Consider the following 26,966-nt stretch of genomic DNA (forward strand, 5'->3'; position numbering starts at 1 on the left):
ATCTTACCAATAATAATAATTCAAACTATTTAAAAAACATAGTAATAAAGGTATGATAATAAGATAATATATAAATTTCAAGATATTCGTTTCGCTAAACGAAGTATCTAGTGCGTTTAAAATAGATTTACGCATTTCAACGCAGACTAAACAGAGTGAAAGGTTTGGGAGGATCACACATTATGGGGAGAATTTTTTCATACATAAAACCGTACAGGCTGGCTGTAGCAATCGCCTTGCTCCTAATGCTGACAGAGCTTGTGGTGGAGCTGATGCATCCACTTTTAATGGCCAAAATAATTGATGAAGGGATTCTGACAGGCGACTTGGATTCGGTCATGAAATGGGGAGGAATCATGGTGCTCTTCTCCTTTATTGCATTTGCTGCAGGGGTGATCAACTCCTTTTTTGCCGCCCATGTCAGCCAAAGTTTTGGCTTTGATATTAGAAGAGGGCTATTTGGGAAAATACAATCGTTTTCGTTTGCGAATTTCAGTTTGTTTCCGACCTCTTCGCTCATCACAAGAATGACGAACGATGTCACACAAATACAGAATACTGTTTTTATGAGCTTACGCATCATGCTCCGCGCACCGCTTCTTGTGGTAGGCGGCGTGATCATGGCTCTCATTGTAAATTGGCAACTTGCGCTCTTCCTTGTCATCGGGGTGCCGGTCCTGTTTATCTTCCTTGTATGGATGATGAAAAAGGGCGGCGCGCTTTTCAAAGCAGTGCAAGAAAAGCTTGATGGCGTGAATAATGTCATGCGGGAAAATCTTGGGGGCATCCGATTGATAAAAGCTTTTCTCCGTAAAAAGCACGAAATCAAACGGTTCGGAGATGCAAGTGAGGAACTGAAGGATCAGACGGTATCTGCACTTCGACTAATGGAAATTACCATGCCGATCCTCCTTTTAATCATGAACGGAAGTATTCTTGCTGTCCTTTGGTTTGGTACGATCGGTGTCTCAAACGGCGGAGCACAGGTGGGGGAAGTGGTGGCAATCGTCAACTATGCGACCAGAATCACTGGCGCACTTTCTATCTTTTCTTTTATCATCATGGCATTTGCCCGAGCGAAAGCCTCTGCGCACCGGATAACGGATGTGCTGGACGAAGAAATTGATCTAGTGGATAAGGTGGATGTGGATATGGAGGCGACCTTCCTTAAAGGTGGAATTGAGTTTGATTCGGTTTCCTTCCGTTATCCAAACACGGATATTCCGGTTCTCGAGGATATAAGCTTTCGTGCCGAAGCGGGGACGACTGTAGCCATCATGGGAGCAACAGGTGCGGGGAAGTCTTCGTTATTCCAGTTGATTCCAAGGCTATATGATGTGGATAAAGGTGTAATCCGCGTAGATGGAAAAGACCTGACCGATTTGTCCTTGAAAAAGCTAAGAAAGCAAATCGGTTATGTTCCTCAGGAAGCGCTCCTTTTTTCAGGAACGGTCAAAGATAACATCGCCTGGGGGAAAGAGGACGCCACATTAGAAGAAATCATTCAGGTGGCGAAGGATGCACAAATTCACGATACAATCGATCGGTTGCCGAAAAAATATGAGACAGTTCTTGGCCAAAAAGGGGTTAATCTTTCGGGAGGTCAGAAACAACGTCTTTCCATTGCCCGCGCGCTTGTAAGAAAACCGAAGATCCTCATGCTTGATGACAGTACAAGTGCACTTGATTTAAAAACAGAAGCCAAGCTTCTTGCAGCCATTAAAAAATACCAATGCACCATGTTCATTGTGACGCAGAAGGTAAGTACGGCTATGGAAGCAGACAAGATAGTACTGATTGAAGACGGAAGGCTGCTGGATGAAGGAAGCCATGAAAAATTGCTGGCAACCTCGGAACTTTACCAGAAGATCTATCAGTCGCAGTTTGGAACGGAGGTGGCAGAACATGTCCAAGCGTATAAGTAGCAGTGCCGCCGTCGCCACTAAAGCGAGTCCCAAACCACAAGCCAAGGATTGGAAGGGAACGATTAAACGGATTTGGAGATATCTTGGTGAAAATAAAGGCATGCTCATGCTCGTTCTGGTGATGGTGGTGGTTAGTTCCGCTTTAGGGCTCTTAGGTCCCTTTATTGTCGGAATGGCCATTGATAACTATGTAGTGGAGCAAAATACATCAGGACTTTTAAATGTTTTAATAGGGCTAGTTTTTATTTATATTTTCTATTCGTTGTCCATGTGGCTACAGAATTATTGGATGGTGGGGATTGCGCAAAATACCGTCATGAAAATGAGAACACAGTTGTTTGACCATTTACACAAGTTGCCGATTCCTTTTTTTGATAAAAGGCAGCATGGCGAACTAATGAGCCGTGTGACCAATGATATGGAGAATGTGAGTTCAACGCTGAACAGTTCCGTGATTCAAATTTTCTCCAGCGTCTTGACCCTGGTCGGAACAGTTTCCGTCATGCTTTACCTTAGTCCTTTGTTGACAGCCATTACGCTTATTATCGTCCCTGTTATGTTCTTTGGATTAAGATGGATTACCAACCGGACAGGTCCGCTATTTAAACAAACGCAAAAAAACCTCGGTGAACTGAATGGCTATATTGAAGAAACGATTTCCGGTCAGAGGATTGTCAAAACCTTCTCCCAAGAAGACAAGGTGATGGAGGAGTTTACCGAAAAGAGTTTAAATTTGAAGAAGTCTGCATACTGGGCCCAGACCTATTCCGGGTTTATCCCAAAGCTCATGAACATGTTGAATAACTTAAGTTTTGCCATCATCGCCGGTGTAGGCGGGATTTTGGCATTGAACACCGAATCGGGGATTACCATAGGAGTTATCGTTATTTTTGCGGAGTACTCTAGACAATTCACCCGCCCGTTAAATGATCTTGCCAACCAGTTTAATACCTTGTTATCTGCTGTGGCAGGGGCTGAGCGTGTGTTTGATGTGTTGGATGAAGAAGAGGAAGAACGGGATGAGACAGTAGCGATCGAGCTTGAGTCGGTTCGAGGTGAAGTCGAGTTTAGGGATGCGTCATTTTCCTACGAGGAGGATGACACAACCATTCGTAATATCAATTTCCATGTAGAGGCTGGGGAAACAGTTGCATTTGTCGGTCCTACAGGTGCCGGTAAGACAACGGTCATCAACTTGATTTCCCGTTTCTATGATCTTGATAGTGGCAGTATTTTATTGGATGGCCATCCTATTAATAGGATTAAACGTTCGAATTTACGAAAACATATGGCCTTCGTTTTACAGGATTCATTTCTATTTGAAGGAACAGTTCGAGAAAATATCCGATATGGAAGGCTGGATGCTACGGACGCGGAAGTGGAGGAAGCGGCAAAGATGGCCAATGCGCACTCCTTTATCAGAAAGTTACCTGGAGCATATGATTTCAAGCTGAAGCAAGACGGAAGTGGGATCAGTCAAGGTCAGAAACAGTTATTGTCCATTGCGCGAGCGGTCTTAGCCAACCCTACCATTTTGGTATTAGACGAAGCAACAAGCAGTATTGATACAATCACGGAGATGAAAATCCAAGAGGCCCTCCAACGATTAATGGAAGGGAGAACAAGTTTTGTCATCGCGCACCGATTGAATACCATTCAAAGTGCGGATCAGATTCTTGTGCTGAAGGAGGGAGAAATCATAGAAAAAGGATCCCATGATGAATTACTGGAAGAACAAGGATTCTACTATGATTTATTTACAAGTCAGTTGAAAAAAGAAGTAGGATGATAATATATTTTAAGCACCGGAATGTTTATGGGAAATATACATGAACGTTTCGGTGCTTTTTCGCATGATTTCTACAAATTTATAAAAAGAATGTGGTGGATTTTCCCGGGAAATACGTCGGTCCATAAAGGTTTTTGTCAAGATGCCACGTTTTAAGGATGATACATGTATTGTCTATTTCCCGAATATGATTTATAATGCAGTACAGAACGAAAATTCTAAATATTACAAATTAGTTAAAGGGGGATTACAATTTGGATGCATTTTTACAAGATCCGATTGGTGGTTTAGTAAGTCTTCTTTGGAGCACACCTATGATTGTTTTCTGTTTAGGAGTGGGATTGTTATTTACCATTTTGACAAAGTTTGTACAAGTAAGATTATTCGGGGATATGGTGAAGCAAATATTTGCCGGTAAAGCATCTAAGGCAGGAGTTTCCTCCTTTCAGGCATTATCCATTTCATTATCAGGACGTGTAGGGACAGGTAATATCGCGGGGACAGCAACTGCTATTGCGATGGGAGGACCTGGAGCAGTATTTTGGATGTGGACTATCGCTTTTATTGGAGCGGCGAGTGCATTTGTAGAATCCGCGCTGGCACAAGTCTATAAATCTAAGCAAGATGGAGAGTACCGCGGAGGTCCGGCTTATTACATAGAAAAAGGTATTGGCTGGAAATGGTATGGTATTGTCTTTGCATCTGCTGCACTTTTAGCGATGAGTTTATTGATGCCAGGCCTGCAGGCTAATGCCATTGGAACGGGATTGAATAATGCTTTTGGAATCAATAAGCAAGTAATCGCCATCGGATTAGTTATCGTGATAGGTTTAATCATTTTTGGTGGAGTTAAACGGATCGCATCCGTTGCTCAACTTGTTGTTCCTTTCATGGCAATAGCTTATATATTAGTTGCTTTAGGAATCATTGCCATGAATATCACTGAGTTACCGGCAGTATTTGGATTGATTTTCTCTAGTGCTTTTGGCGTTGATTCCGCTTTTGGTGGAATCATTGGTGCCGCTATTGCATGGGGCGTTAAACGTGGTATCTTTTCGAATGAAGCGGGTCAAGGTACGGGACCGCATGCAGCAGCGGCTGCTGAGGTATCTCACCCTGCCAAACAAGGCTTAGTGCAAGCCTTCTCTATCTATATTGATACCCTTCTTGTTTGCTCTGCAACAGCATTCATGATCCTTTTCACAGGTTCTTATAATGTGGTAGATCCAGCGAATGAAGGACAGTTCCTTGTCAATAACCTTGGAGCAGGGGTAGAGGCAGGGGCTGAATATACACAGGCTGCGGTTGAGTCCGTCTTACCTGGATTTGGTGCTGGATTTGTAGGAATTGCGTTATTGTTCTTCGCATTCACGACGATAATGGCTTATTACTACATTGCTGAAACGAATGTTGCATACTTGGTTCGCGGAAGAAGCAATAAGATTCCAATGTTTATTTTGAAGGTCGTTCTTTTAGCTGCCACTTACTTTGGGGTTGTAAGAACCACACAAGTGGCATGGAATTTAGGAGATATTGGGCTTGGTTTAATGGTGTGGCTCAATTTGATTGCTTTGTTATTGTTGGCGAAACCTGCGCTGGCAGTATTAAAAGATTATGATGAGCAAAGGAAGCAAGGTGTGGATCCTGTGTTTAACCCTGACAAGTTGGGGATAAAAAATGCGGAATTCTGGACGGAAGAATATAAAAAGGATGACGAAAGAGCTTCCTGATAGACAAAACAAAAGCCCTCACCACTCGATTGTAGTGGTGAGGGCTTTTGCGTTTTTTAAAATGCCATCGTTTCACTCAAGGTATCAGGACTTGGTTTGCCTATTAAATATCCTTGTCCATAATGGATCCCGATGTCACGGCAAAATTGAAGTTCTTCCATTCGTTCTATACCTTCTGCAAGCACTTTGATGTTTAATTTGGTGGCGATATTTATGACGCTTTTTAAGAAGAGTTGCTTTTCAAGTGTTGTATCACAATGAGAAATATAGTCTCTGTCTATTTTGACGAAATTGGGTTGGAGCTTTTCAAGTACTTCTAAGGTTGCATACCCTGCCCCGACATCATCGAGTGCCACTTGCATACCTGATTTTTTGTATGTTTTGAATATAGATTCAAGATGGTCGATATCATGAATTTTTTCTGACTCTACTACTTCAAAAACGAGCTGATCTGGTGAGATGTTATTTTCTCTTACAATCTTGAACGTATGCTGCAGACAATATTCCGGATTGTAAATGGAAGAAGGAAGGAAATTGATAAATAGCTTTACATGGGTAGGAATCTTTTGTTTACTACCAGAAACAATAGAGCTTTCGCGAGCTTTTTGATCTAAATAGTTATGTAAGTTTGTTTCACGGGCAAATTCAAATAGTTTAAAAGGAGGAACAGGATTCCCTTTCCAATGAGGTCGTAACAGGCACTCATAGGCGAAAATTTCATCGTTTTTCTGTAAGTCTATGATTGGTTGAAAATGGGTAGTGAAGGAGTTTGTTGCAATCAATTCTAATAGGTCATGGTTTTTCACCAGGTCGAGCAGTTGATCTGGTGCATAATAGCCACGTTGGGAAGATATTTTTACCAATATTTGTGAACTGTCGTCTTGACTTAGTAGTTGTAATTGAAGAAGCTGCTCTAATTCCTCAAAAGAGCTATAATTCCAGTCCTCTTGAACTTGATCTTTTTTTATAAAAAGTACTCCTGAACGTTGAATATTGTCCGGTACTCCACAATCCGTACAGTGCATATGAATCACCTCATTTAGTAGATAGGATAATTTTACTATTAATCTATTGAAGTAAGAAGTTTTTAGCATGAAATGTTGAAAAAAAGGTCTGAATAGAAGAAAAGTAGTAGAATAGATACATTTTTTGACGGATGGGACAAGGGTTTTCCCTAATGTTGTCGAAACAATACTATAAATAGAATTTAGAAGATATGGTAAGGGGCGGCTTGTATGTTGGCGGAAAAACTACTTTTACATGTACTGATTATCTTGGCACCTGTGCTGATTTATTACGTTGTTTCCGAAAATAAAAGGTTTGGTCAATCACCATATTTTATTGGAATCCTGCAGGGGCTTTCTGCGAGCTTATGTTTACTGTTTGCTTTCTATGATTATGGTCTTTATTGGGATTTAAGATACATACCGTTAGTGCTTGCCATCCTATACGGGGGACCAAAAGCCGGATTGATAGTACTGGGTGCCATTCTTGGTACAAGAACTTATCTTGGAGGAGACGCATTAGCATTTGGTTACATTAGCGGGCTTGTGGCAGCTGCTATTCCATTCTTAATGTTAAGGCGTTTTAATAACATTCAAACGAAGAAAAAAAGGATTGGCTTTGCTGTGCTAGTTGGATTATGGCCAAATTTTGTCATGTTAGCAATCTTAATTGCTTATTTATTTAGTTCTCCGTCTTCCAATGAAGGGCCGAACTTAATTCTGTACATTTTGCTTTTCGGTTTGATTCAGGTAGTTGGTGTAGGTTTCGCATCTACCTTACACGAAGCGGTCCTTGAGCGAGAATTGATGAAACAGGAAATCAGGAGGGCGGAGAAGCTTAACACTTTAGGTGAACTCGCAGCGTCCATTGCCCATGAAGTAAGAAACCCGCTCACTGTCGTAAAAGGTTTTCTACAACTTATGCACAGAGAGGACAAGGGGAAAAATTATCAATATATTGGTCTCATCTTAAGCGAATTGGCAAGGGCAGAGTCTATCATTAACGACTACCTCAATTTTGCAAAACCAGAGTTCAAAAAAATTGAAAAAGTAGATTTGGGAGAGCTATTGAATGATGTGAAAATGCTGTTACACCCATTGGCAGTCAAGGAAGGCATTCATCTAGAAAGTTATCTGGAGAAGAATGTCATTATGGAAACGGATAAAAATCAATTCAAACAAGCCCTTGTTAACATCTTAAAAAACGCGATTGAAGCTACTCCTCAGGACGGTAGAGTTTATATTAAGTTGTTCTCCAATGCTTCAGGCATTCAGATCCTTATTAAGGATACAGGAAAAGGGATGACCAAAGAGCAGGTGTCCCGCATCGGCACCTTATTTTATACGACAAAGGACAAGGGAACTGGGCTAGGAACTACTGTATCCATGCGAATCATTGATACGATGAATGGAAAGGTTGAGTATTCGAGTGCACTTGGGAAAGGGACGGAGGTAAAGATTTCCTTTCCGCCTGTGAGGCAGGAGGAGCTGGTGAGGAAGGAATCGAATGTGGGGTAAAATAAGGAAGAGGCTGTCCAATAATTTTAGACAGCCTCTTTGTCTATTCTATTGCTTTAAGTATTGCCTATTTTATAGCTTTTCTAGCGGTTTATCAGCAGGCCCTTCCAGTACATCGCCGTGAATGGAGAAGCGGGAGCCGTGGCAAGGACAGTCCCAGCTGCGGTCACCATGGTTCCATTCCACTTCACACCCAAGATGCGTACAGGTGGTGTCCACGCAGTAGACTTCTCCTTTGTCATTCTTGTATGCCCCGGCACGGCGGCCGTTGATCATAACGACGCCACCTTCATCAAGTCCAAGGTCTTCAGGCTTTTTCGAAGGACGATCAAGCTTGCCTTCAATGAGATGTCCAGCCACATTCATGTTAGAGCTGATGAACTTTTTCAGGCTTGGGTCGGCAACAAAGCGGGATGGCGTGAATAGGTCTTCATATGGATTCTTCCTGCCAAGTATTAAATCTTGTAAGAGCAGTGCTGCTGCCGTTCCGTTCGTCATACCCCATTTCCGATAGCCTGTAGCCACAAAGATATTCGGGTGTCCGGATGTAATCCTGCCGATATAAGGGACCTTGTCCAATGTGTATAAATCCTGTGCAGACCAGCGATACAGAATTTCCTTAATGCCAAGCACCTCTTCGCCAAAACTTTTCAACGCTTCATAGTGTTTCAACGTATCTTTCCCTTGACCTGTCCGGTGGCCGTCCCCTCCAATCAAGGCAATCTTTTCACCATCCAACGTCACATAGCGTAAAGACCTCGAAGGCTGACCGGCGCTGTAATACATGCCCTCTGGTGGTTCCTTTTCTGTTTTGGCTGCAAGCACGTAGGAACGTTCCGCATACATTCTTGTAAAGAAAAAGCCCTTGCCATCGTAAAAGGGAAAATGGGAACCTGCAACAATATATTCGCACTCAATCTTTGCGCCGTTCTTCGTCACTACTGACAATCCACGCGATTCCTCTACATCTGTGGCTACAGTGTGTTCATATATCTCTCCACCTTTTTCCACAATGCCATCTACTAAAACCTTCAAATACTGCAACGGGTGAAACTGTGCCTGGTTTTTCATGACGATAACAGATTTAGTTTCAATCGAAAAAGGAATATCATAGGTTAAATCGCCATCTATTCCGAGTTTCTGATAAGCCTCGAATTCTTTGATTACCTTTTGATCATCTTGCTCTGTCTGAGAATAAATATAGGCATTTTGTTCGCTAAAATCACATTGGATACGCTTAAGGTCGACAAGATCTCTGATAAAATGAAGCCCTTCCTGATTTGCTTGATAATAGAGTTTTGTCTTTTCCTGACCTATGTGCTGAAGGAACTCATCATAAATCAAGCCGTGTTGTGCGGTCACTTTTGCGGTTGTGTGGCCTGTTGTCCCATTAAGGATTTGATCTGCATCAATGAGGATGACCTTCAGCCCTTCTTGTGCGAGCTGATAGGCCGTCGTTATTCCGGTAATACCGCCTCCCACTATACATACATCCGTTTTTTTATCTTCATTTAATGTAGGAAATGAGGGAAGGGGTGCAGAATCCCTCCAATATGCCTCAGGTCCTTTTGGAAGTTCGTTAAAATGTTGTTGTTCCATTCATTATTTCCTCCTCTAATGCGCTAAGATATACATAATTTTTCCAAAAAAACGAAAAACATGTATCTTTTTAGCGGAAATGACAACGATATTTCTATTGGAACCTCTAGGGAAAAAGGGTAGAATGGAGAATAGCGTAAAACCCCGCACGAGGGTTATAAAGGAGAAAACGATGTCAACAACTTTTATAAATACATTACAACCTTTCATACAACAACTTTGGGAAAATAGTGAATTTGTCGCGGCTACCCCTGTTCAAGAGCAAGCCATTCCTGTCATTCTGGATGGGAAAGACGTTCTTGTCGAATCACCAACTGGTACAGGAAAAACGTTAGCGTACTTATTGCCGATCATTGAACGCATCGACTTGGCTAAACAGCATCCACAGGCATTGATTGTCGCGCCTTCCAAGGAACTTGCGATGCAGATATTAGACCAGATACAGAAATGGACAGAAGGAAGCGACATTTCCGGCGCATCCTTCATCGGTGGAGCTAATGTGAAACGCCAACTAGAAAAGCTGAAAAAACGACCACATATCCTGGTCGGGACACCTGGCCGTCTGCAAGAGTTAATTCAGATGAAAAAAATTAAAATGCATGAAGTGAAAACCATTGTAATGGATGAAGCTGATCAGTTATTTGTTCCAGAACATAAAAAGACTATCGAAAACATCATTAAGTCCTCCATGCAGCAGGAAAGACAATTACTTTTGTTCTCGGCAACCTTGAAGGAAGAGACAGAGAAACAAGCAGTGGGCTTGCTGAAGGAGCCTTTGATTATCAAGGTTACGAAAGAAGACTTGCCACCGGTGCGTGTGGAGCATTTGTACGCAGTGATTGATCAGCGAGATAAAGCAAATGTGCTGTCCAATCTGCTTCGTGAGCCTGGTATTAAAGCATTGACGTTTGTACGTGACATCGGGAACCTTGCCGTACTGACGGAAAAACTATTATATAAACAGCTAAATGTTGGAGTTCTTCACTCCGAATCCTCTAAGCAAGAGCGAGAGAATGCGATGAAGAACTTTAGAAAAGATGAGTATCCGGTCCTGCTTGCTACAGATGTGGCGGCAAGAGGTCTTGATATTAAAGAATTGAGCCATGTTATCCATTACGACCTGCCTGAAGAAGTCGAAAGCTATGTGCATCGTTCTGGAAGAACAGGACGCCAAGGAGCAGAAGGCACCGTCATTTCTATTGTCAGCGAACGTGAAGAGCGAAAGCTAAAGCAGTTTGCTCGTGAGCTTGGATTGACACTTGAGAAGAGGGTTGTCTTCGGCGGGAAACTGATTAAGGAAGACGACCTGAAGGCAGGAAAGCCTGGTTCTGGTGGGGCCCGCGGCAAAGCTGGAGGTTCAAAGGGTTCTGTTGGGAAGAAGAAGCCTGTGGCTACCAGAACTGGAGGGACGAAGAGTCCGAGTAAATCGAAAAAACAAGGGAAGAAAAAATAATTGTAATGTGTGTGAACCATTCCGTTGAGGGATGGTTTTTTGTGTACCCAGCACCTTCAAGATGAGCTGGAATAAAATGTATATAGAAAGGAGTGAAATTTATGGTAAGGATATCTTGGTCTGCTGGCCACGGTTTAAATACACCTGGCAAAAGGACACCTGAGGGAATGCGAGAATGGGAATTCAATAGTGCTGTAGTCGTTGAAGCAATTAGGTTGCTTGAACAATACCAAGACGTCTTGCAATTAAGACTTGATGACCCAACTGGACAAAGAGATGTGCCTCTACAAGAGAGGTCCAACCGTTCTAACAGCTGGAATGCTGATGTGCATATTGATGTACATGCAAATGCTTTTGGGAATGGCGGATGGAATGAAGTACAAGGAATTGAGACGTTTGTATATACAACGAGACCTGTAAGAGATGTTACGTTGGCGACAAACGTCCAAAGAAGGCTGATTGCCAATACAAGAAGACCTGATAGAGGTGTAAAGGCTGAAAATTTTCACATGCTCCGGGAAACAAGGGCTGTTTCTATATTAGTAGAATGTGGATTTATGACTAACAGGGAAGAAGCAGCACTTTTAAAGTCTGCTGCTTACAGAAAACTCTGTGCACAGTCCATCGTGGAAGGTCTGGTTGAAACGTATAACTTGATATTGAAGGAGGATGATTTTGTGTTAGAGAGAGCTATTGTGATAAACAGTTTTGCGGATTTTCCAGTCGCGGAGTTGTTGGCGAACTTTGTAAAAGCACCTATTTATACAAGAAGAGTGGCGGAAAGTGGAAAGTTCGCCAAAGAATTGCTAGTTGTAGGTGGAAATGCAAATGGATTGTTAGCGGACCGCATTACATTGTTAGCGGGACGAAATCGTTTTGAGACGGCTGCTAGAGTACAAGAGTATATTGGTTAATACAAGATAGTATTAGGAAGTGGCCCATGTTCGGGTAAAAATAAGGGACCACTTTTCTTATACATAAAGCAGTCGCCCAAAAGTTAAGCGACTGCCCCCATTAACACTGCGTCCTATTCCACTACTCCACGAAATTTCAATGCCTCAAAGCCGCGAAACACAATATTATTTCTTCTAACAGGTTCTTCTAGTAGTTCTACATCATGTATCCGTTTGAGAAGTACCTCCAATGCGATGACCGCTTCCAGTCTTGCAAGTGGAGCTCCTAAGCAAAAGTGCGGTCCGGATGCGAAGGAAAGGTGCTTCACATTTTCTCTGGAAACATTAAGTACATCTGGAGCTTCATGAATGTTAGGATCCCGGTTGGCGGCACCTAGTGCAATAATTGCCGTCTGGGCTTTTTTGAGTTGTTGTCCGCCAAGTTCCATATCTTCGCCCACCCATCTTGAGGTAAGCAGAACGGGCGGGTCGTAACGCAGGATTTCTTCGACCGCATTTCCAATCAAGGAAGGGTCATCCAACAGCTTATTCATTTCATCTCGGTGCGTTAGTAGCAGGTGGTAACCGTTTGTAATCAGATTTACCGTTGTTTCATGGCCAGCGATTAATAGCAATAAACAAGTCGCCACAAGCTCGTCTTCATTCAACTTGTCCCCGGAGTCAGATACAGAAATGAGTCCGCTCAATAAATCGTCTCCTGGGTTTACCCGTTTTGCAGCAATGAGTTTACGCATGTACTGGTCCGCCTCCTCGAGGGAAGGAGCAACCGCTTCTAAATCAGCTTGGGTCGTATTAAAATCAATGAATGTTACGAATGAATCCGACCAGACGCGGAATCGTTCCCGATCCTCTTTTGGCACACCAATCAACTCTGTTATGACCATGACGGGCAGAGAATAAGCAAAGTCACGAATCAGTTCATGCTCCACCTCACCTTTTCTTGCATCCAAAAGGTAGTTCGCCATCTCCACAATGGTTGGTCGAAGGAGCTCGGTCATCCTTGGAGTGAAAGCTTTATTGACCAGCCCGCGAAGCCTGGTATGATTTGGTGCATCCCGGAAAAGCATCATATTCCTATTTAGCATAACAACTGGCACTAATGCCTCCGGTATAGGAGGCATTTGCTCCTTGGGTACAAGGTTTCTTATTTCTTTTATAAATCTAGAATCTTTTAAAACAGATTCTACTTCCTTGTATCCTGTTATCAACCATCCATCCACATTAAAAAATGACACCCATTTAATGGGGTTTGTATCATGTGCTTGTTTAAACATTTCATATGGATTTTCTATAAATGCCTTTACTGGATCTGTTTGTACACTCATTAACGTCCCTCCCTAAATAACTGCTCTTCATTAATTCGCTAAATAACGAGGAAATCCTTGAAGAAAATACAAAAAAGGAAAAAGTTTCTACCTTTTTTCTCCAGAAATCCCGACCTCATTTGACACTTATCTAGCAATCTATTGTAAAATGGTGTAATAACATTGATGAGTTTAATAACATAGAGTGATGGAGGCTTTTAAAGAATGTTTTGTCACAAATGTGGTAGGAAAGTGACATCCGATGCAAATTTCTGCTTTAATTGTGGAGCGAATTTGAAGGAAGATGTTGAACATAACGAAGAAGAATGGCTAGAAGGTAGAGGGAAGCATAAGAAAAAACATTTTACATATATGCCGTTTTTACCACCCATTATTAGTTTAGTCTTGATAGCAGGAACAATTGGCTGGTATTACAGCCATGAACAAAGTGTCAATGCAGAAGTGCTTGCCATTAAAAAGGAAGCAGAAGAACTGGCATTACAAGGGGAATATGACATGGCAAAGGACGAGTTAGCCGGTGCCATGGAAATGAGGCCTTCTTATCATGTGCTAAGAAACAACCTCGAAGTAGTGAAAATTGCGGAAGAGGTTAACGGAGAATTAGAGGAAGTACGAGAGCAAATCAAAACGAAAAAGTTTGAAGAAGCCGAAAAAAACCTTACAAGGCTCCGGGAAAAAATGACGAGATTGGATGGACCGCTGATTCAACCATTAAAAGAAGATGTGTCTGAAAAGGACGTCATGATTAAGGTCGGGAAAATAAATAATGAGTTAGATCAGCTCAAAACGGTGGATGAACTTTCAAGAAAGCTTGCCGTCATTTCTTCGATTCCATCTGAAGAGGGGAAGGCGGTAAAAGAACAAATTTTAAATCGGATCGTACAGCTTACTGTTGAGGATGCGGAAGAGAAAATCGAACAGAAGCAGTTTACCAATGCCATGACTTTAGCGGACAGAGGCCTTCAATATGCCGTGAACGACAAGCGACTCTTGTCTTTGAAAGAAAAAATCGAGCAGTCACGCCAAGAATTTGAACAGGCGGAGTTTGACCGGATAGAGAAAGCCATGGAAGCTGCAGCGAAAGAGGACTTAAAAAATAAAAACGCAGCTCTGGAAATCGTCGAGTTTAAGTTTGAAGAGGATGAAGTCGGAGGAATGACCGTTACTGGCGAAGTAAAGAATATCGTGTCGGCAACCGTGTCTTCCATCACCGTCTATTATAATATTTTAAGCAAGGATAAGACTGTATTAGATACAGGTTTCACCACCGTCTATCCATTCAAATTAGAGCCTGGTAAAAAAGGAAAGTTTGAAGACTTTTATTACGGTGTCTTTGAAGATGTGACAGTGGAGATTGAAAACATCACATGGGTTGTGGAAGAGTAGGAAGTTATCGAAACAGCCAAACATAAAGAAGGTGTAGCAATGAATGTAAGATGGTTTATCAGTATCATCCTGACGATTATTTTAATCAGTGGGGGGATACTTGGATATTTTCACATTAAAAATACCGTCCCTGCGCAACTAACGGCTCCATCAAAGTTGTATTTAGAGTCGGAAGTAGCAGAAAAAGAGATGGTACCCCAGGCATTAAAAGAAATTATATTCGAATCTCAAAAGTTAGTGGTGAAGATTGAATTGCCGGATGGCTCTTTTGGCTCAGGTTTTCTTTACAATGATAAGGGCGATGTCATTACGAATGCCCATGTTGTAGCGAATGCGAAAGATGTTAAAGTAACCTCCGCTGATTCTAAGGAACTGACAGGGCAAGTAATCGGAATCAGCATTGATACAGATATTGCAGTGGTGCGTGTGCCAGAACTTGAAGGGACCAAGCCTTTCAAACTAGCAGAATCTAGAAAAGCAGAGCTTGGTGATGATGTAATTGCATTAGGAAGTCCATTAGGTCTTCAAAATACAGTCACTACAGGGATTATTAGTGGTGTAGGCCGTGAGTTTGAAATCGACTCGTTCAAATATGAGGATGTTTTCCAAATATCTGCACCTATTGCACCTGGTAATAGTGGTGGGCCGCTCATCGATACGAAAACAGGGGAAGTGGTAGGAATCAATTCCGCCACGATGGACCAAGGAGTCATCGGCTTCAGTATTCCCATGGTCAATGTGATGCCAATGATTAAAAGTTGGTCAGAGTCTCCCATGCAATCCCTTCCAAGGATCGGAGCGAACACAACTGGCAACAGTGCAGGTGAAACATCAACAAATGTGGATATTGCAGAATACCTTGTCAACTATTTCTACGAAAGCATCAATTACCGCGATTATGTGACTGCTTATTCATTGCTAGGAAGTAGCTGGCAGTCAAAAACGGCTTATGAGGATTTCCGTGCAGGTTATTTGGATTTCCTCACAATCGAAGTAGATGATTTGCTCACCAAACAAAATGGAAACAACGTGGAAGTGATCACGGTCATTACTGCCCAAGAGCGTTCAGAAAAAGGGGTATCGTATAAAAAATTTAAGGTTACCTTTGAACTGGGGCTTGAGAATGATCAAATGAAAATACTTTCTGAGAAGCGGGAAAGTATGGAATAGAATGAGAGAATGGCCAAGCGATTTGCTTTGGCCTTTTGTTAATTCTGTTGATTTACGTTCCAGGCGCTTCAATCTACTGTGTGGTCTCATTCAACTACACGTCTTGCTCCTATTAGTTTTTTGCGCCAATAAGGGTTTAGGGAGGCGATTGCCACTTTCTTTTCCACCCTGGATGTGTGTAAGATGGAATTATTCCCAATGAATATGGCGACATGGCCGATTCTCTGGATTCCTTTTAATTTTGCACGCTTGGGAGTGGCGAAAAACAGAAGATCTCCGCGCCTGACAGATGCAAACGGAACAGGTTTGCCTACAAGATATTGTTGCCGCGAGGTTCTTGGCAAAATATTGCCATGTTCACCATATACATATTGAACAAAGGAACTGCAATCAAACCTGTCCGTGCGTCCCGGTTCCGCGCCAAAGACATATGGTGTACCAATGAATTCCTTGCCAGTTTTAATAATTCGTTTTGCCTTTTGTAGGGACATTTTAGAAGACACCTTCTTTCATCTTACTGCTATATTAGTAGATGAAAAAAGAGAGAGAGTTGCTTGGACAATCTGGTGGATTTTTTAAATTGGAGGTAGGAATATGAGTGTAAAAGATAGATTTCTGCATTATTTGGGAGTAGAGGAAAAAGAGGCAAACCTGCAATTTTTGAATGAACTGATTGCTGCCCACCAGACAAAGGTAAGATGGGAGACTTGGACAAAGTTCCTTGATTTTGAGGAAAGACAGCGGGAGAATCTCTATTTGCCAAGTATCGAGGAGTATGTGGACAGAGTGATAAAGACAGGAACAGGCGGTACTTGCTGGACATTGGCAATCGGATTTCATTATCTGTTGAACGAGTTAGGTTTTAAAGTCGATTACTTGTACATGACACCTGGTCATCTTTGTTTACAGGTGGAGTTAGATCAGCCCTACTATGTAGATGTTGGGTATTGCGCCCCGTTTTTCAAGGCGTTTCCTTTGCATACTTCTTTTGACGTGTGTACAGATATGGAGACTTTCCGTTATCAGGTAAACGGGGATGAGGCCTTGGTGGAGCGGAATCCTGGACCGACAAAATCGTTAGGATTGAAGCCTGTCACATTTGATGAAGTGAAAGGGCCCTTGCTTGATTCCCATAATTGGGAGGAGGGATTTTCTTTTCATAGCCTGAGAATGTTTGGTTATATTGACGGAGTCCCTTATCAATTGCGAGAGAATGCGATTCGTCGGTTTAAAGATCAAACATTCATCGAGACGGAACTTACTGATAAAGAAATGCGTTACTGGATTGAGGAGAAATTTGGTGCGGATTTCGATGTTTACTTGCGAGCAAAGGAGATATACCGGAAGCGGAAAGGGTAGTATGTGATAATTTCGGAGGAAACCTAGAAGGGGAATTGAATCCCCTTTTAGATTTTTCGAATGACTACCTCAGCCAGTAAAAAGCGGTGAACATTGTCCTCATACGAGTTGAATGACGCCCTCATCCGGTGAAAAGTGGTGAACATTGTCCTCATTCCCTGAGATTTCTGCCACCACATAATCCCAATCCATACAAAGTGAGGGCACCTATTTTTTCTTCCTCACAAAGCCCCCAAGCAACGTCATCACCAAAATCACGGCAGCCAAGGCATATGCCACATATGCGACATTGCTGTATTCCGCCATATTTTTCACACCAATTCCAACGAAGGCCCATACGAACACAAGCGGATAGATCCAATCGTTTTGAGAGATCCGGAACCAGACGGCTAAAAGAGTAGCTACCACCAGCATGATGATAGTCCATGTGACATCCGATAAACCAAAACCATCCCAGCCTTTTTCCACTAGAACATAACTGATATTGGCAATGGTTGCAACGCTGATCCAGCCAAGATAGATAGAAAATGTTGCAAAATCGAGCTTGCCCGGGTTGGATTCACGCATTTTCGTATATAGCGCAATTAGTGTTAGCAATAGACTGATCATTACCACCACAGTTGTTACCCAGAAACCGTAATGCCACAGAACCACCCATGCACTGTTCAATAAGCAGCTTAAGACAAAAAGGCCGCTGGTGTTCACATAAATCGGCAGGTCTCTGCGTGATTTAGGGAACTGGCGGATAATCCAAATGCCAAGCAAAAGATAAATCAAACTCCAGATGGAAAATACATACCCTGCCGGTTGAAAAAGTACCGTGATACGGTTGGCGATATCCCCTGTTGTAAGCCCATTAAGCGGAAGGGCATTGGCGAGATAATTTACCACTATGACCAGTATGAATGCAGCGATATTTAAGATAAGTCTCCACATTGGAAACACTCCTTTCTTCTTTCTACTATTACTATTCCTTTTGCGGAACATACATAACCATCCCGATATGCAAGTGAAGCAGAATAAGTAGAAGGTCTCACAATAATTCAGCCATATTTTCACAACTTGTCTCATAAGATAGGAAAGGCATTTTCAAGAGTGAGAGTTAGAGAGGAGAATTTTCTGGCTATGAATAAATTTTTTAAAGGGACACTCCTTCTGGCAATCGCCGCCTTTTTAGGAGAGAGCATAGAATTTATCGTGAATATGGTTTTGGCAAAGAACCTTGGGGAAGAAGGCATGGGGCTTTATATGTCTGTTTTACCGGTCATCTTTCTCGTAGTGGTCATTTCGAGTTTAGAGTTGCCGATTTCCATCTCCAAGTTTGTCGCCGCCAAAGAAGAGAAATATCATCAAAGCATGCTCCACCATGCCATGCGCTTGACGATTGTATTTACCATGATGGTGCTGTTGGTCGCAGCAATCGTCCTGCCGTTTGTGCCTGTTTTCGAACATTACCATCCACTTGTAAAATGGTTGATTCTTATTCTGATCCCGGTCATTTCCTTCTCATCTATCGCAAGAGGATACTTTATGGGACTTCAGCATATGGGCAAGATTGCGGTTTCTAACTTTTTAAGAAAAATTGTGCAACTGAGCCTGCTTGTCCTTGTTTATCACTTCTTTCATTTTACGTTAGAGGTCGCCATCCTGATTGCCCTATGCACATTGGTCGCGACTGAGCTGATTGTCTGCTTGTATCTTCTTTATATGTACAGGCTTCAATATATCGAGTTGAAAACAAAGGCTGCCGCTCGAATAGATGGCAGAACTGTGAGGAAGAGCCTGCTTGAAGTTTCCATTCCTACAACAGGTATGCGTCTTTTCCATGCCATCACAAATGCGATTCAACCTTTTCTTATCAAAATTGCACTTGTTAAAGCAGGACTAAGCCACACCATTGCACTCGAGGAGTTTGGTCTTTTGGCAGGGGTGGCACTGTCAATCGGATTTTTCCCGGGATTTATTGCCCATTCCTTGTTGATTGTCCTAATTCCCACGGTATCTGAGGCCCATGCCAATGACGATTTTAATAAAATGCAAAAACTGTTAAAGCAAGTGATGATTCTTACGTTTTTCTATGGCATTCCAATTGTGATGGTGTTTTATCATTTTGCGATTCCGCTTACCAATGTCTTTTTTGAAAATTCCCATGCCGCCTCCTACGTGCAGTTATTGTGGCCATTCTTTCTTTTTCATTTGTTTGTCTCACCCCTGCAGGCATATTTGATAGGATTAGGATTGATTAAGGACGCCTTTTTACACTCCATCTGGTCCACATGTATCTCTTTTTCACTTATGTTTCTGCTCGGTTCTCTTCCGAATTTCCAGATGAACGGGGTGATCCTTGGGATGAATACTGGGATGGTGTTGCTAACTTTGATGCATTATTTTACTGTTTGTAACAAGATTAAAGTTACTTTATGGTTGAAAAGAATGGATTCACCATCCGTTTAAAAGTTTGCTAGAAATGAATTTTTAAACAAACGTTTGTTTCACGTGAAAAGAATTAATCCGCTTTCAATTGTGCAACTTCTTACTTATGTGTTTACATGCTTGGTTATGGTCTTTATAATCCCAACTAGACTGTAAAAAACTAGAGGGAGGCTGACCGGTATGAACAAACACTTGAAAACACTTTTATTCTTGCACGTAGGTCCTCTTTTTGTTGCGATACATGTACACTTTTTCCTTTCACCGAATAGCCTCGCAACAGGAGGAGTAAGTGGACTTTCCATTATTTTAAACGATGTGTTTCCGATGGTATCTATCGGTGTGTTAATGTTGATCGTGAACTTGGGTTTATTTGTTGTGGGTTTTTTGCTGCTTGGATTCGGATTTGGGGCAAAAACCATCTATACTAGCGTCATGTTGTCCGTAATGGTTTGGCTGTTAGAAGCTTTCTTCCCAATTAGCGGACCAATCAGCGATGACATCTTGATTCAGTTAATTATCGGGCAATGTATTGCGGCTCTAGGGATGGCGCTTGTATTCAATCAGCGCGCTTCCACAGGGGGAACCGATATTATTGCCTTGATTTTAAATAAATATTTTTCCGTGGATATGGGTCGCGGTGTATTGTTCGCAGACATCTTTATTGCCTTATCCTCTATTCTGGTATTTGGACCGGAAGTAGGAATGTATGCAGTATTTGGCGTTATTTTAAATGGATTGGTTATTGACTACGTGCTACAACAGGTAAATGAAATGCGTGAAGTGGTTATCATCAGCAATGAGACGGATAAGATCCGTTCCTATATTGTGGGACAATTGGGTCGTGGTGCGACCATTCACTATGCAAGAGGTGCCTTTACTTCAGATGAAAAAGAAGTTATAACCACCATCCTGAATAAAAAAGACTTTTCCAAACTAAAAAAATTCATCGGTGCAACGGACGAACAAGCATTTATCACTGTTCATAATATGAAAGAGATCTTAGGGCAGAACTTTAAACAATTGGTAACGAAATGATGGAAAGGGACAGGTCCCTCGACCCAGTGCGGGTGAGGAACCTGTCCCTATTTATTACCAGCACCCAAAAAGTTTCTTTTCTAAGGGCAAAAAGCTTACAATAAAAGAAGGGAAATTTAGTTGAGGTGGACAAATTGTTAGAAAAAAAGGAAGTTCTTTTTAGAAAAGCAGAGGAATTTATTCTGCAATGTTATCAGGAATTGGGAAAATCCGAGGACGAAGTGACTACAAGGTTGCAACTGATAAAGGATGAAATAGACCTATACGGATATTATGAGCATACATATGAAGAGTTGGAACATGGTGCGAAAATGGCTTGGCGCAACAGCAATCGCTGCATTGGCCGACTTTTCTGGAACTCGCTTCATGTTATAGATCGCCGTCACTTAGAGAGTGAGGAGGATATTGCAGAAGCATTGTTGCATCATATAGAATTTGCAACGAACAAAGGAAAAATAAAACCTACTATCACTGTTTTCAGACAGCAAAAAGAGGAAGGAAAACAAGTGCGCATTTGGAACCATCAGCTCTTGAGATATGCCGGGTATGAGACAGAATACGGGTTTATCGGCGATCCGGCATCGATTGACTTCACCGAAAAATGCCGTGAACTAGGGTGGGAAGGTGCTAAGACCCACTTTGATGTGTTGCCTTTGGTGGTGCAAGTGGATGGGGCAGAGCCAAAACTATATAGCATTCCTGAGGACATAGTGCTTGAAGTGCCAATGGTGCATCCTACGATGCCTGCGTTCAGTGACTTGGGGTTAAAATGGTACGGGACCCCGTTGATTTCTGATATGCGCCTTGAGATAGGTGGCATCCAATACACTGCTGCCCCTTTTAACGGTTGGTATATGGAAACGGAGATCGGTGCGAGAAATTTTGCCGACACGGACAGGTACAATATGCTTCCAAAGGTTGCGTCACTTATGGAGCTTGATACAACTACCAATGCGACGATGTGGAAGGATAAGGCGCTGATAGAATTAAATTTAGCGGTGGTGCATTCCTTCAAAGAGAAGGGCGTCAGCATTGTCGATCATCATACCGCCGCGATGCAGTTTAAGCATTTCGAGGAACGGGAAGCGGAAAGCTGCCGCCATGTGACAGGGGAATGGGCCTGGTTGATTCCACCGGTGTCGCCTGCTGCCACGCATATATTCCATAAGTCGTATGAGAACAAGATTGTGTTGCCGAACTACTTTTATCAGGATCGGTTGTATTGAAATAGGATAACAAAACAAAAACCGAGCCCTGAAAAGGAGCTCGGTTTTGTTTTAAAAATTGTATGATCCCGTTGATTTCCGTTCCAGGCGCTTCGCTTGCCTGCGGGCGTCTGCGCGCCTTCCACTACAATCAACAAGGTTACTTCATTCAACTTAAGGTAAATAAAAGACTAGCTAATCGATTTTTATGAAAAGCATACCCATATTACTTAACTTGAACTCTAGCTGTGGTTGGAGCAAATGGCAAAGACTCCAGCGGGGAGAAACGGTAGATTGAGACCCCGCAACGAAGTGAGGAGGCTTAAGCACCATCCCGCGGAAAGCGAAGCCATTTGCGGAAAGGAAAAGCGTCGATTAACCAAACAACAAAAGTTTTAACATACAAAAAACCGAGCCTTGTGAAGGAGCTCGGTTTTGTTATATATTTTAGAATCAAGTCGCAGCCTTTTGCAGTTTATGGATGACACTCAATGATTTTCCTGTTCCGATTGCAACAGACTCCAATGGGTTTGGTGCAACATATACTGGCACAACGATTTCATTGCTTAACCATTCTTGCATGCCATTTAAGAGCGCTCCGCCACCAGTGATGATAACGCCTCTGTCGACAATGTCTCCACTTAGTTCAGGAGGGCAATCTTCTAGTGTTGCACGGATTGCTTCAAGGATGTGCAATAAAGATTCTTTGATTGCTTTTTGAATTTCAGTAGAGTGCAGTTCGATTGTTTTTGGTAGACCTGTTACAAGGTCACGGCCGCGGATATCCATTGTGATTTCTTCATGGTCCACAAGCGCATAACCAATCGTCATTTTAATTTGCTCTGCCGTTCTTTCACCAATCAATAAGTTGTAGTTTTTGCGTACGTGATGCACGATATCATCATCGAACTGGTCTCCGCCTACACGGATAGAGTTACAAGAAACTACACCGCCATAAGAAATGATGGCAACTTCTGTAGTACCTCCGCCGATGTCCACTACCACGTTTGCCACAGGCTCGTCTACAGGAAGGTCTGCTCCGATTGCAGCAGCTACAGGTTCTTCAATCAAGTGCACATGTTTCGCACCACAGTTTTTGACCGCATCTTGAATCGCACGGCGCTCAACAGAAGTGGAGCCGGATGGTGTACAAACTACCACACTTGGCTTACGGATGGAGAAGCCCATCGTTTTGCTCGCTTTTTTCATGATTTGTTTTAACATGCTTGTCGTAATGTCGAAATCTGCGATAACGCCATCCTTCAATGGTCGAACAGCTACTATTCTACCAGGTGTTTTACCAATCATGTTTTTTGCTTCTGTACCAACAGCAAGCACGGCTTTTGTTTCTAAATCAATTGCTACTACGGACGGTTCATTGAACACAATCCCTTTACTTTTACTATAAACCAGCGTATTCGCTGTACCTAAGTCGATCCCGATTTCAGTTGTTGAAAACATAGTCCATTCACCCAATCTTTTAGTTAGTTAGTTTAGGTCTCTTATATACTTTCTACGAAGTATGTCGTTTTGTGGGGGTGAATACACTAGAATAATATGGTAATATTAATTTGCGTAAATAATAAACGGATCCTTTTTAAATCTATTGTAAACTCATGGATTTTAATGGATAGTTATGTTATATTCTAGAAAAAAACGGGGAAATACTGTCTATGATTATTCGTAATAAGCATAAAGAAATAGAAGAAGTAGAAAGAATGGACGAAGAAAGATTTTGGGAAATTAGTACCGGGACGGTTACTTTTTTCTTAACAGCGTTGGCCTTGATTGTGGGGGTCATTACTTTTTTAAGTTTTTATGATGGCATGAAAGTGAAGAATCAGGAAGAAATAGCAACTTACATTAGTAAAATGAATCAATTCTTAACATCAAGTAATCAATACTCGGATTCTGTGGAAATAGCCTTGAAGAATGGGACTGCTTTGGAGTTTACGAAAGATGATGATCAGGAGTTTCGTACTTTAGTGGCTAGGGCGACTCAGTTGTCTGTCCCAACCAAGTGGGAGGAACACCGAGAAGCCGCTGTGGAGCTGATTTCTGCTAGGTATATGCTTTTCTATCAGTATCAGCAGAATTTCCGCTTTGGGGAGAAAGACATGGATGAGAAGTTTGCAGAGCTTGATAGTCTCGAAAAAGTAGAAAAAGAAGTACTCCTTACCTCGTTTGATGCATCAGGTATCACCTATCGTGAAACAGAGGAAGGGAAAATTACTTTCTCCATAAAAACCTATTAAAAAAACCTGAAGTTTTCTCTTTTATAAGAGACTTCAGGTTTCTTTTAATTCTGAATAGATTACCAGCCGTTCTAGGTGATTGTTTGTTTTTCGATCATAAAGGCCCGTACACGTAATCAAGTTCAGCTGCTGATTATTTGATGGTCCAAATATGGTCCGGATGGGCGCTTCATTGTATGGATAAGCTTCCTTCTTAGTGACAACAAAGGTCAATGTTTGCTCGCCATCCTCTACTGTGATTTCATCACCAATCTCCAAGTCTTTCAGATAGAAAAAAACAGCAGGGCCTGTATAGTCATCAACATGTGCTGCCAAGACTGCATTTCCTTTAGCACCAGGTTTTGTTCCTGGTTCAAACCAAGCGACAGTTTCCCCGTCTTCAGGAACTGCCATGGCACCTGATTCATCAAGACCATAAGGCATTACACTTGCATCGACATTAATGGCCGGTATGGTGATACGGGTAGGCGTAATGCCTTTTTGAAATGTAGCTACTTCTGGTTTTTTAGCATTCTCGTCTACTTGTGAAGCTATTTCTTCCGCCGGAGCTTTGACTGACTCCGGTGGAAGATTTGTTTCAGCTTCATTTTGTAGAACTGGTGTGCATGCTGTGGATAAGATTAGAACGAATCCCAACAGCCCTAGTAATTTACTATTATTTTTGTGCCGCAAAGCGACGCACTCCAACAGCCGCAGCCCCAACCACTAGAAGACCGGCAATCAAAGCCCAAGCGTTCATTCCATTAGATTGAGACGCACCGCCCATACCTGTTTGAGGCATTTCGCTTGGCATCATTGTGTTGTCTTCTAATAACAAGACTTCGATACTGTCTACTGTATTGATTGCATAAACAGAGTACACTTTATTTTCTTCAAGCATTGTACCAGTAAGGTCTAATACTTGCTGACCTCCATCAGCTGTGCGTACTTCCAAGTCATATGTTCCAGCGTCAAGTGTCATGTAATCTGTCACTGCTTTGAATTCTGCTCCAGAGAATACGTCATCTCCACCAATCAAGCCAACATTAACTGCAGGTGCATCAGGTGAGAAGTGACCTACACGAATTTTAGATTGACCTTCAGCAACCATGTTGTCATCCGTAGTAACAGACAATTCAAGGTTTTCCACTGTGTTGATTGCTGCTACTGTGTAAGACATTCCAGCTTCGATTGTTAAGTCAGTTGCGATAACAGGATCCGCTTCTCCCATTGTTCCAGCTGCATAGATTTCCACTTTGTGCGTTCCTGCTGGCAGGCTCATGTAATCAGTAGCTGCTTTGAATTCTGCATTTTCGACTGTCGCTTCACCATTTACATAAACATCAACTGCTGGAGCATCAGGGGAAGCGTGGATGATACGGACCATTGCGTGGTCATTTGCACTTGCAAAGCTTCCTAATACTGAGAATGCCAAAATACTTGCGATACCTGCAATCAATAGACGTAACTTTTTCAATCAAATCTCTCCCTTTGTATAATTTATGTACAGGTGATGTTCATCTCCTGTATAACAAATATATACCACAATACTTTGAATTAAAACTATTAATATGCTCTTGAATGTGCTCTGTTAAAAAATGATTTTGTTTTATGAGTGGAAAGTGCGGGTATTACAACACTATAAAACAAGGAGGCGATAAAATGAGTAAACTATTTAAAAGAGTGTTTATTGCGGTGTTGCCAATATTGGTGAAAGAAGGATTTAAATATTATAAAGAAAGAAAAAGCACGTCCACCAGCACAAAGAGTGCGTAGGGTGTGCATTGTCTGAAAGGAGGGGCTTACTTTGTTGGAAAAGCATACTTATTATGTGACGATGGAAACAGGTCAAATCCACCGTGAACCTTTTGATGATCAGGTTAAATATTATGAAGTGCTCGCGACTCAGGAAGAAATTCATGAAATTGAAAGACTTTTTGAGGAGTTGCATACTACTGAATATAGTCCAGATGCATTCAAAAGCCCATTAAATGAAAAGAAGACCCAAGAACATCGGGACAAACAACAACTAATTATTGATAAAATTTTTGTCTCCATTTATGAGCTGGGTACGGAAGTAACAAAAGAAGAGGTTCGCACAATGAATGGAATGAACCAGCGTGTTTAATAGGACGCTGGTTTTTTTATGGGGGTAGAGTGTGAGATTGGTAGCTTCTGACCACAAATAAGAACAATATGGAATAAATTTTCTGGAGGAAAGACCTATTTTTGCCTCTGGATAGGGCTTTCCGTTGAAAGTGGCGTAAGACCGCGTTAGACTAGGTAAAAAAGTAGTGTTAGGAGTATTCCTATGATGAATAAACAAAAACAGATTAGTATGTATCCTGCAGTAGCAGTGATCATCTTTGATGAGCAAAAAAGAATCTTATTACAGAAGCGAGCAGATGTGGGATTATGGACCATTCCAGCCGGACATGTGGAGCCAGGTGAGACGGTGGAGGAAGCGGCTGTGCGCGAGGTGTATCAAGATACCGGGCTGGTTGTCGATCCGTACCGCCTAATTGGAGTCTATTCCGACCCAGAATCGCAAACGTTTGAATATCCGGACGGACGTTTGGTCCAGTTTGTGACATCGTATTTTGAAGCGGAGATAACAGGAGGGACTACAACCAAGAAGGATCCTGCCCTGATTGAGCTTGAGTTCTTTGCTCCAAACAAGTTGCCGCATGACCTGCTCCCGATGCACCCAAGATGGCTCGTTGATGCATTCTCAGATAGACGAGAGGCATTTGTACGGTAAAGGGTGAATGTGTGAAGGATAATAAAAGTGTAACCATTTAGTATTCGACGCGAATTAAAAAAATCCTTGAGGGGTCTGACCCCCTCAAGGATTTTTTTCAATATATATCAATTAATCTCAAAATCA

At 42.1% G+C, this 26,966-nt stretch carries 23 protein-coding genes; 15 read left to right on the forward strand and 8 right to left on the reverse strand.

From position 1 onward, the window contains the following. Positions 1-182 precede the first annotated feature (182 nt). From LG307_RS04115 to LG307_RS04125, 3 genes are all read left to right on the forward strand, one after another. Entirely contained in the window at positions 183-1,925 is a 1,743-nt protein-coding gene (locus tag LG307_RS04115; RefSeq protein ID WP_404448402.1) for an ABC transporter ATP-binding protein, read from the forward strand. Next, positions 1,906-3,714, forward strand: a complete 1,809-nt coding sequence (locus LG307_RS04120; protein ID WP_404448404.1) for an ABC transporter ATP-binding protein — start codon at positions 1,906-1,908, stop codon at positions 3,712-3,714. The genes LG307_RS04115 and LG307_RS04120 overlap by 20 nt, the downstream gene beginning before the upstream one ends. Before the next feature lie 314 nt (positions 3,715-4,028). Then, positions 4,029-5,444 carry an alanine/glycine:cation symporter family protein gene (locus LG307_RS04125; RefSeq protein WP_404450374.1) on the forward strand — a complete coding sequence of 472 codons (1,416 nt, stop codon included), beginning with the start codon at positions 4,029-4,031 and terminating at the stop codon, positions 5,442-5,444. 56 nt (positions 5,445-5,500) lie between these two features. Here the strand turns inward: LG307_RS04125 and LG307_RS04130 are convergent, their stop codons facing one another. Beyond that, complete coding sequence (locus LG307_RS04130) at positions 5,501-6,469, reverse strand: EAL domain-containing protein (protein ID WP_404448405.1); 969 nt, start codon at positions 6,467-6,469, stop codon at positions 5,501-5,503. A gap of 210 nt (positions 6,470-6,679) precedes the next feature. On the opposite strand from LG307_RS04130, the gene LG307_RS04135 reads away from it, so the two are divergent. Next, a complete protein-coding gene (locus LG307_RS04135; RefSeq protein ID WP_404448407.1) occupies positions 6,680-7,966 on the forward strand; it encodes an ATP-binding protein in 1,287 nt (428 codons plus the stop codon). A gap of 72 nt (positions 7,967-8,038) precedes the next feature. Here LG307_RS04135 and LG307_RS04140 read toward each other — a convergent pair whose 3' ends face one another. Further along, entirely contained in the window at positions 8,039-9,565 is a 1,527-nt protein-coding gene (locus LG307_RS04140) for an FAD-dependent oxidoreductase (protein ID WP_404448408.1), read from the reverse strand. A gap of 172 nt (positions 9,566-9,737) precedes the next feature. Between LG307_RS04140 and LG307_RS04145 the strand changes: the two genes are divergently transcribed. Together LG307_RS04145 and LG307_RS04150 are read left to right on the forward strand one after the other, a co-directional pair. Further along, a complete protein-coding gene (locus LG307_RS04145; RefSeq protein WP_404448410.1) occupies positions 9,738-11,018 on the forward strand; it encodes a DEAD/DEAH box helicase in 1,281 nt (426 codons plus the stop codon). A gap of 101 nt (positions 11,019-11,119) precedes the next feature. After that, positions 11,120-11,932: an N-acetylmuramoyl-L-alanine amidase gene (locus LG307_RS04150; protein ID WP_404448411.1), complete on the forward strand. Its 813-nt coding sequence runs from the start codon at positions 11,120-11,122 to the stop codon at positions 11,930-11,932. Positions 11,933-12,045: 113 nt separating this feature from the next. Here LG307_RS04150 and LG307_RS04155 read toward each other — a convergent pair whose 3' ends face one another. Next, positions 12,046-13,257 (reverse strand): cytochrome P450, encoded by a 1,212-nt coding sequence (locus LG307_RS04155; RefSeq protein ID WP_404448413.1) that lies wholly within the window; start codon positions 13,255-13,257, stop codon positions 12,046-12,048. A gap of 204 nt (positions 13,258-13,461) precedes the next feature. Between LG307_RS04155 and LG307_RS04160 the strand changes: the two genes are divergently transcribed. After that, positions 13,462-14,643: a zinc-ribbon domain-containing protein gene (locus tag LG307_RS04160; RefSeq protein WP_404448414.1), complete on the forward strand. Its 1,182-nt coding sequence runs from the start codon at positions 13,462-13,464 to the stop codon at positions 14,641-14,643. Between the two features lie 39 nt (positions 14,644-14,682). Further along, entirely contained in the window at positions 14,683-15,813 is a 1,131-nt protein-coding gene (locus LG307_RS04165) for a S1C family serine protease (protein WP_404448416.1), read from the forward strand. Positions 15,814-15,899: 86 nt separating this feature from the next. Here LG307_RS04165 and LG307_RS04170 read toward each other — a convergent pair whose 3' ends face one another. Further along, complete coding sequence (locus tag LG307_RS04170) at positions 15,900-16,304, reverse strand: C40 family peptidase (protein WP_404448418.1); 405 nt, start codon at positions 16,302-16,304, stop codon at positions 15,900-15,902. Between the two features lie 103 nt (positions 16,305-16,407). On the opposite strand from LG307_RS04170, the gene LG307_RS04175 reads away from it, so the two are divergent. Next, positions 16,408-17,172: an arylamine N-acetyltransferase gene (locus LG307_RS04175; protein ID WP_404448420.1), complete on the forward strand. Its 765-nt coding sequence runs from the start codon at positions 16,408-16,410 to the stop codon at positions 17,170-17,172. A gap of 207 nt (positions 17,173-17,379) precedes the next feature. On the opposite strand, the gene LG307_RS04180 is transcribed toward LG307_RS04175, so the two are convergent. Continuing rightward, positions 17,380-18,108, reverse strand: a complete 729-nt coding sequence (locus tag LG307_RS04180; RefSeq protein WP_404448421.1) for a TspO/MBR family protein — start codon at positions 18,106-18,108, stop codon at positions 17,380-17,382. Between the two features lie 189 nt (positions 18,109-18,297). Here LG307_RS04180 and LG307_RS04185 point away from each other — a divergent pair, with 189 nt between their 5' ends. The 3 genes from LG307_RS04185 (at position 18,298) to LG307_RS04195 (ending at position 21,866) form a co-directional block, all read left to right on the forward strand. Beyond that, positions 18,298-19,626, forward strand: a complete 1,329-nt coding sequence (locus LG307_RS04185) for a polysaccharide biosynthesis protein (RefSeq protein WP_404448423.1) — start codon at positions 18,298-18,300, stop codon at positions 19,624-19,626. A gap of 159 nt (positions 19,627-19,785) precedes the next feature. Beyond that, a complete protein-coding gene (locus LG307_RS04190) occupies positions 19,786-20,640 on the forward strand; it encodes a YitT family protein (RefSeq protein WP_404448425.1) in 855 nt (284 codons plus the stop codon). Positions 20,641-20,774: 134 nt separating this feature from the next. Further along, positions 20,775-21,866, forward strand: coding sequence for a nitric oxide synthase oxygenase (locus tag LG307_RS04195; RefSeq protein ID WP_404448427.1), 1,092 nt, complete (start codon positions 20,775-20,777; stop codon positions 21,864-21,866). Positions 21,867-22,298: 432 nt separating this feature from the next. Here the strand turns inward: LG307_RS04195 and mreBH are convergent, their stop codons facing one another. Then, on the reverse strand, positions 22,299-23,306 hold the full coding sequence (gene mreBH / locus LG307_RS04200) for a rod-share determining protein MreBH (protein WP_404448429.1): 1,008 nt from the start codon (positions 23,304-23,306) through the stop codon (positions 22,299-22,301). Between the two features lie 212 nt (positions 23,307-23,518). Between mreBH and LG307_RS04205 the strand changes: the two genes are divergently transcribed. Continuing rightward, positions 23,519-24,100, forward strand: a complete 582-nt coding sequence (locus LG307_RS04205; RefSeq protein WP_404448430.1) for a hypothetical protein — start codon at positions 23,519-23,521, stop codon at positions 24,098-24,100. A gap of 33 nt (positions 24,101-24,133) precedes the next feature. Here the strand turns inward: LG307_RS04205 and LG307_RS04210 are convergent, their stop codons facing one another. Next, positions 24,134-24,772, reverse strand: a complete 639-nt coding sequence (locus LG307_RS04210) for a class F sortase (RefSeq protein ID WP_404448432.1) — start codon at positions 24,770-24,772, stop codon at positions 24,134-24,136. Further along, positions 24,756-25,556 carry a DUF4397 domain-containing protein gene (locus tag LG307_RS04215; RefSeq protein WP_404448434.1) on the reverse strand — a complete coding sequence of 267 codons (801 nt, stop codon included), beginning with the start codon at positions 25,554-25,556 and terminating at the stop codon, positions 24,756-24,758. The genes LG307_RS04210 and LG307_RS04215 overlap by 17 nt, the downstream gene beginning before the upstream one ends. Before the next feature lie 330 nt (positions 25,557-25,886). Between LG307_RS04215 and LG307_RS04220 the strand changes: the two genes are divergently transcribed. Together LG307_RS04220 and LG307_RS04225 are read left to right on the forward strand one after the other, a co-directional pair. Next, on the forward strand, positions 25,887-26,207 hold the full coding sequence (locus LG307_RS04220; RefSeq protein ID WP_404448436.1) for a hypothetical protein: 321 nt from the start codon (positions 25,887-25,889) through the stop codon (positions 26,205-26,207). A 183-nt stretch (positions 26,208-26,390) separates the two neighbouring features. Then, complete coding sequence (locus LG307_RS04225) at positions 26,391-26,840, forward strand: NUDIX domain-containing protein (RefSeq protein WP_240948599.1); 450 nt, start codon at positions 26,391-26,393, stop codon at positions 26,838-26,840. Positions 26,841-26,966 lie beyond the last annotated feature (126 nt).

This window comes from Sutcliffiella horikoshii, from assembly GCF_044809035.1.
GTDB classification, from domain to species: domain Bacteria; phylum Bacillota; class Bacilli; order Bacillales; family Bacillaceae_I; genus Sutcliffiella_A; species Sutcliffiella_A horikoshii_G.

Coding starts and splice junctions, on each gene's coding strand:
- LG307_RS04115 (WP_404448402.1), top strand. CDS start 183: ATGGGGAGAATTTTTTCATACATAAAACCGTACAGGCTGGCTGTAGCA.
- LG307_RS04120 (WP_404448404.1), top strand. CDS start 1,906: ATGTCCAAGCGTATAAGTAGCAGTGCCGCCGTCGCCACTAAAGCGAGT.
- LG307_RS04125 (WP_404450374.1), top strand. CDS start 4,029: ATGATTGTTTTCTGTTTAGGAGTGGGATTGTTATTTACCATTTTGACA.
- LG307_RS04130 (WP_404448405.1), bottom strand. CDS start 6,469: ATGCACTGTACGGATTGTGGAGTACCGGACAATATTCAACGTTCAGGA.
- LG307_RS04135 (WP_404448407.1), top strand. CDS start 6,680: ATGTTGGCGGAAAAACTACTTTTACATGTACTGATTATCTTGGCACCT.
- LG307_RS04140 (WP_404448408.1), bottom strand. CDS start 9,565: ATGGAACAACAACATTTTAACGAACTTCCAAAAGGACCTGAGGCATAT.
- LG307_RS04145 (WP_404448410.1), top strand. CDS start 9,738: ATGTCAACAACTTTTATAAATACATTACAACCTTTCATACAACAACTT.
- LG307_RS04150 (WP_404448411.1), top strand. CDS start 11,120: ATGGTAAGGATATCTTGGTCTGCTGGCCACGGTTTAAATACACCTGGC.
- LG307_RS04155 (WP_404448413.1), bottom strand. CDS start 13,257: ATGAGTGTACAAACAGATCCAGTAAAGGCATTTATAGAAAATCCATAT.
- LG307_RS04160 (WP_404448414.1), top strand. CDS start 13,462: ATGTTTTGTCACAAATGTGGTAGGAAAGTGACATCCGATGCAAATTTC.
- LG307_RS04165 (WP_404448416.1), top strand. CDS start 14,683: ATGAATGTAAGATGGTTTATCAGTATCATCCTGACGATTATTTTAATC.
- LG307_RS04170 (WP_404448418.1), bottom strand. CDS start 16,304: ATGTCCCTACAAAAGGCAAAACGAATTATTAAAACTGGCAAGGAATTC.
- LG307_RS04175 (WP_404448420.1), top strand. CDS start 16,408: ATGAGTGTAAAAGATAGATTTCTGCATTATTTGGGAGTAGAGGAAAAA.
- LG307_RS04180 (WP_404448421.1), bottom strand. CDS start 18,108: ATGTGGAGACTTATCTTAAATATCGCTGCATTCATACTGGTCATAGTG.
- LG307_RS04185 (WP_404448423.1), top strand. CDS start 18,298: ATGAATAAATTTTTTAAAGGGACACTCCTTCTGGCAATCGCCGCCTTT.
- LG307_RS04190 (WP_404448425.1), top strand. CDS start 19,786: ATGAACAAACACTTGAAAACACTTTTATTCTTGCACGTAGGTCCTCTT.
- mreBH (WP_404448429.1), bottom strand. CDS start 23,306: ATGTTTTCAACAACTGAAATCGGGATCGACTTAGGTACAGCGAATACG.
- LG307_RS04205 (WP_404448430.1), top strand. CDS start 23,519: ATGATTATTCGTAATAAGCATAAAGAAATAGAAGAAGTAGAAAGAATG.
- LG307_RS04225 (WP_240948599.1), top strand. CDS start 26,391: ATGATGAATAAACAAAAACAGATTAGTATGTATCCTGCAGTAGCAGTG.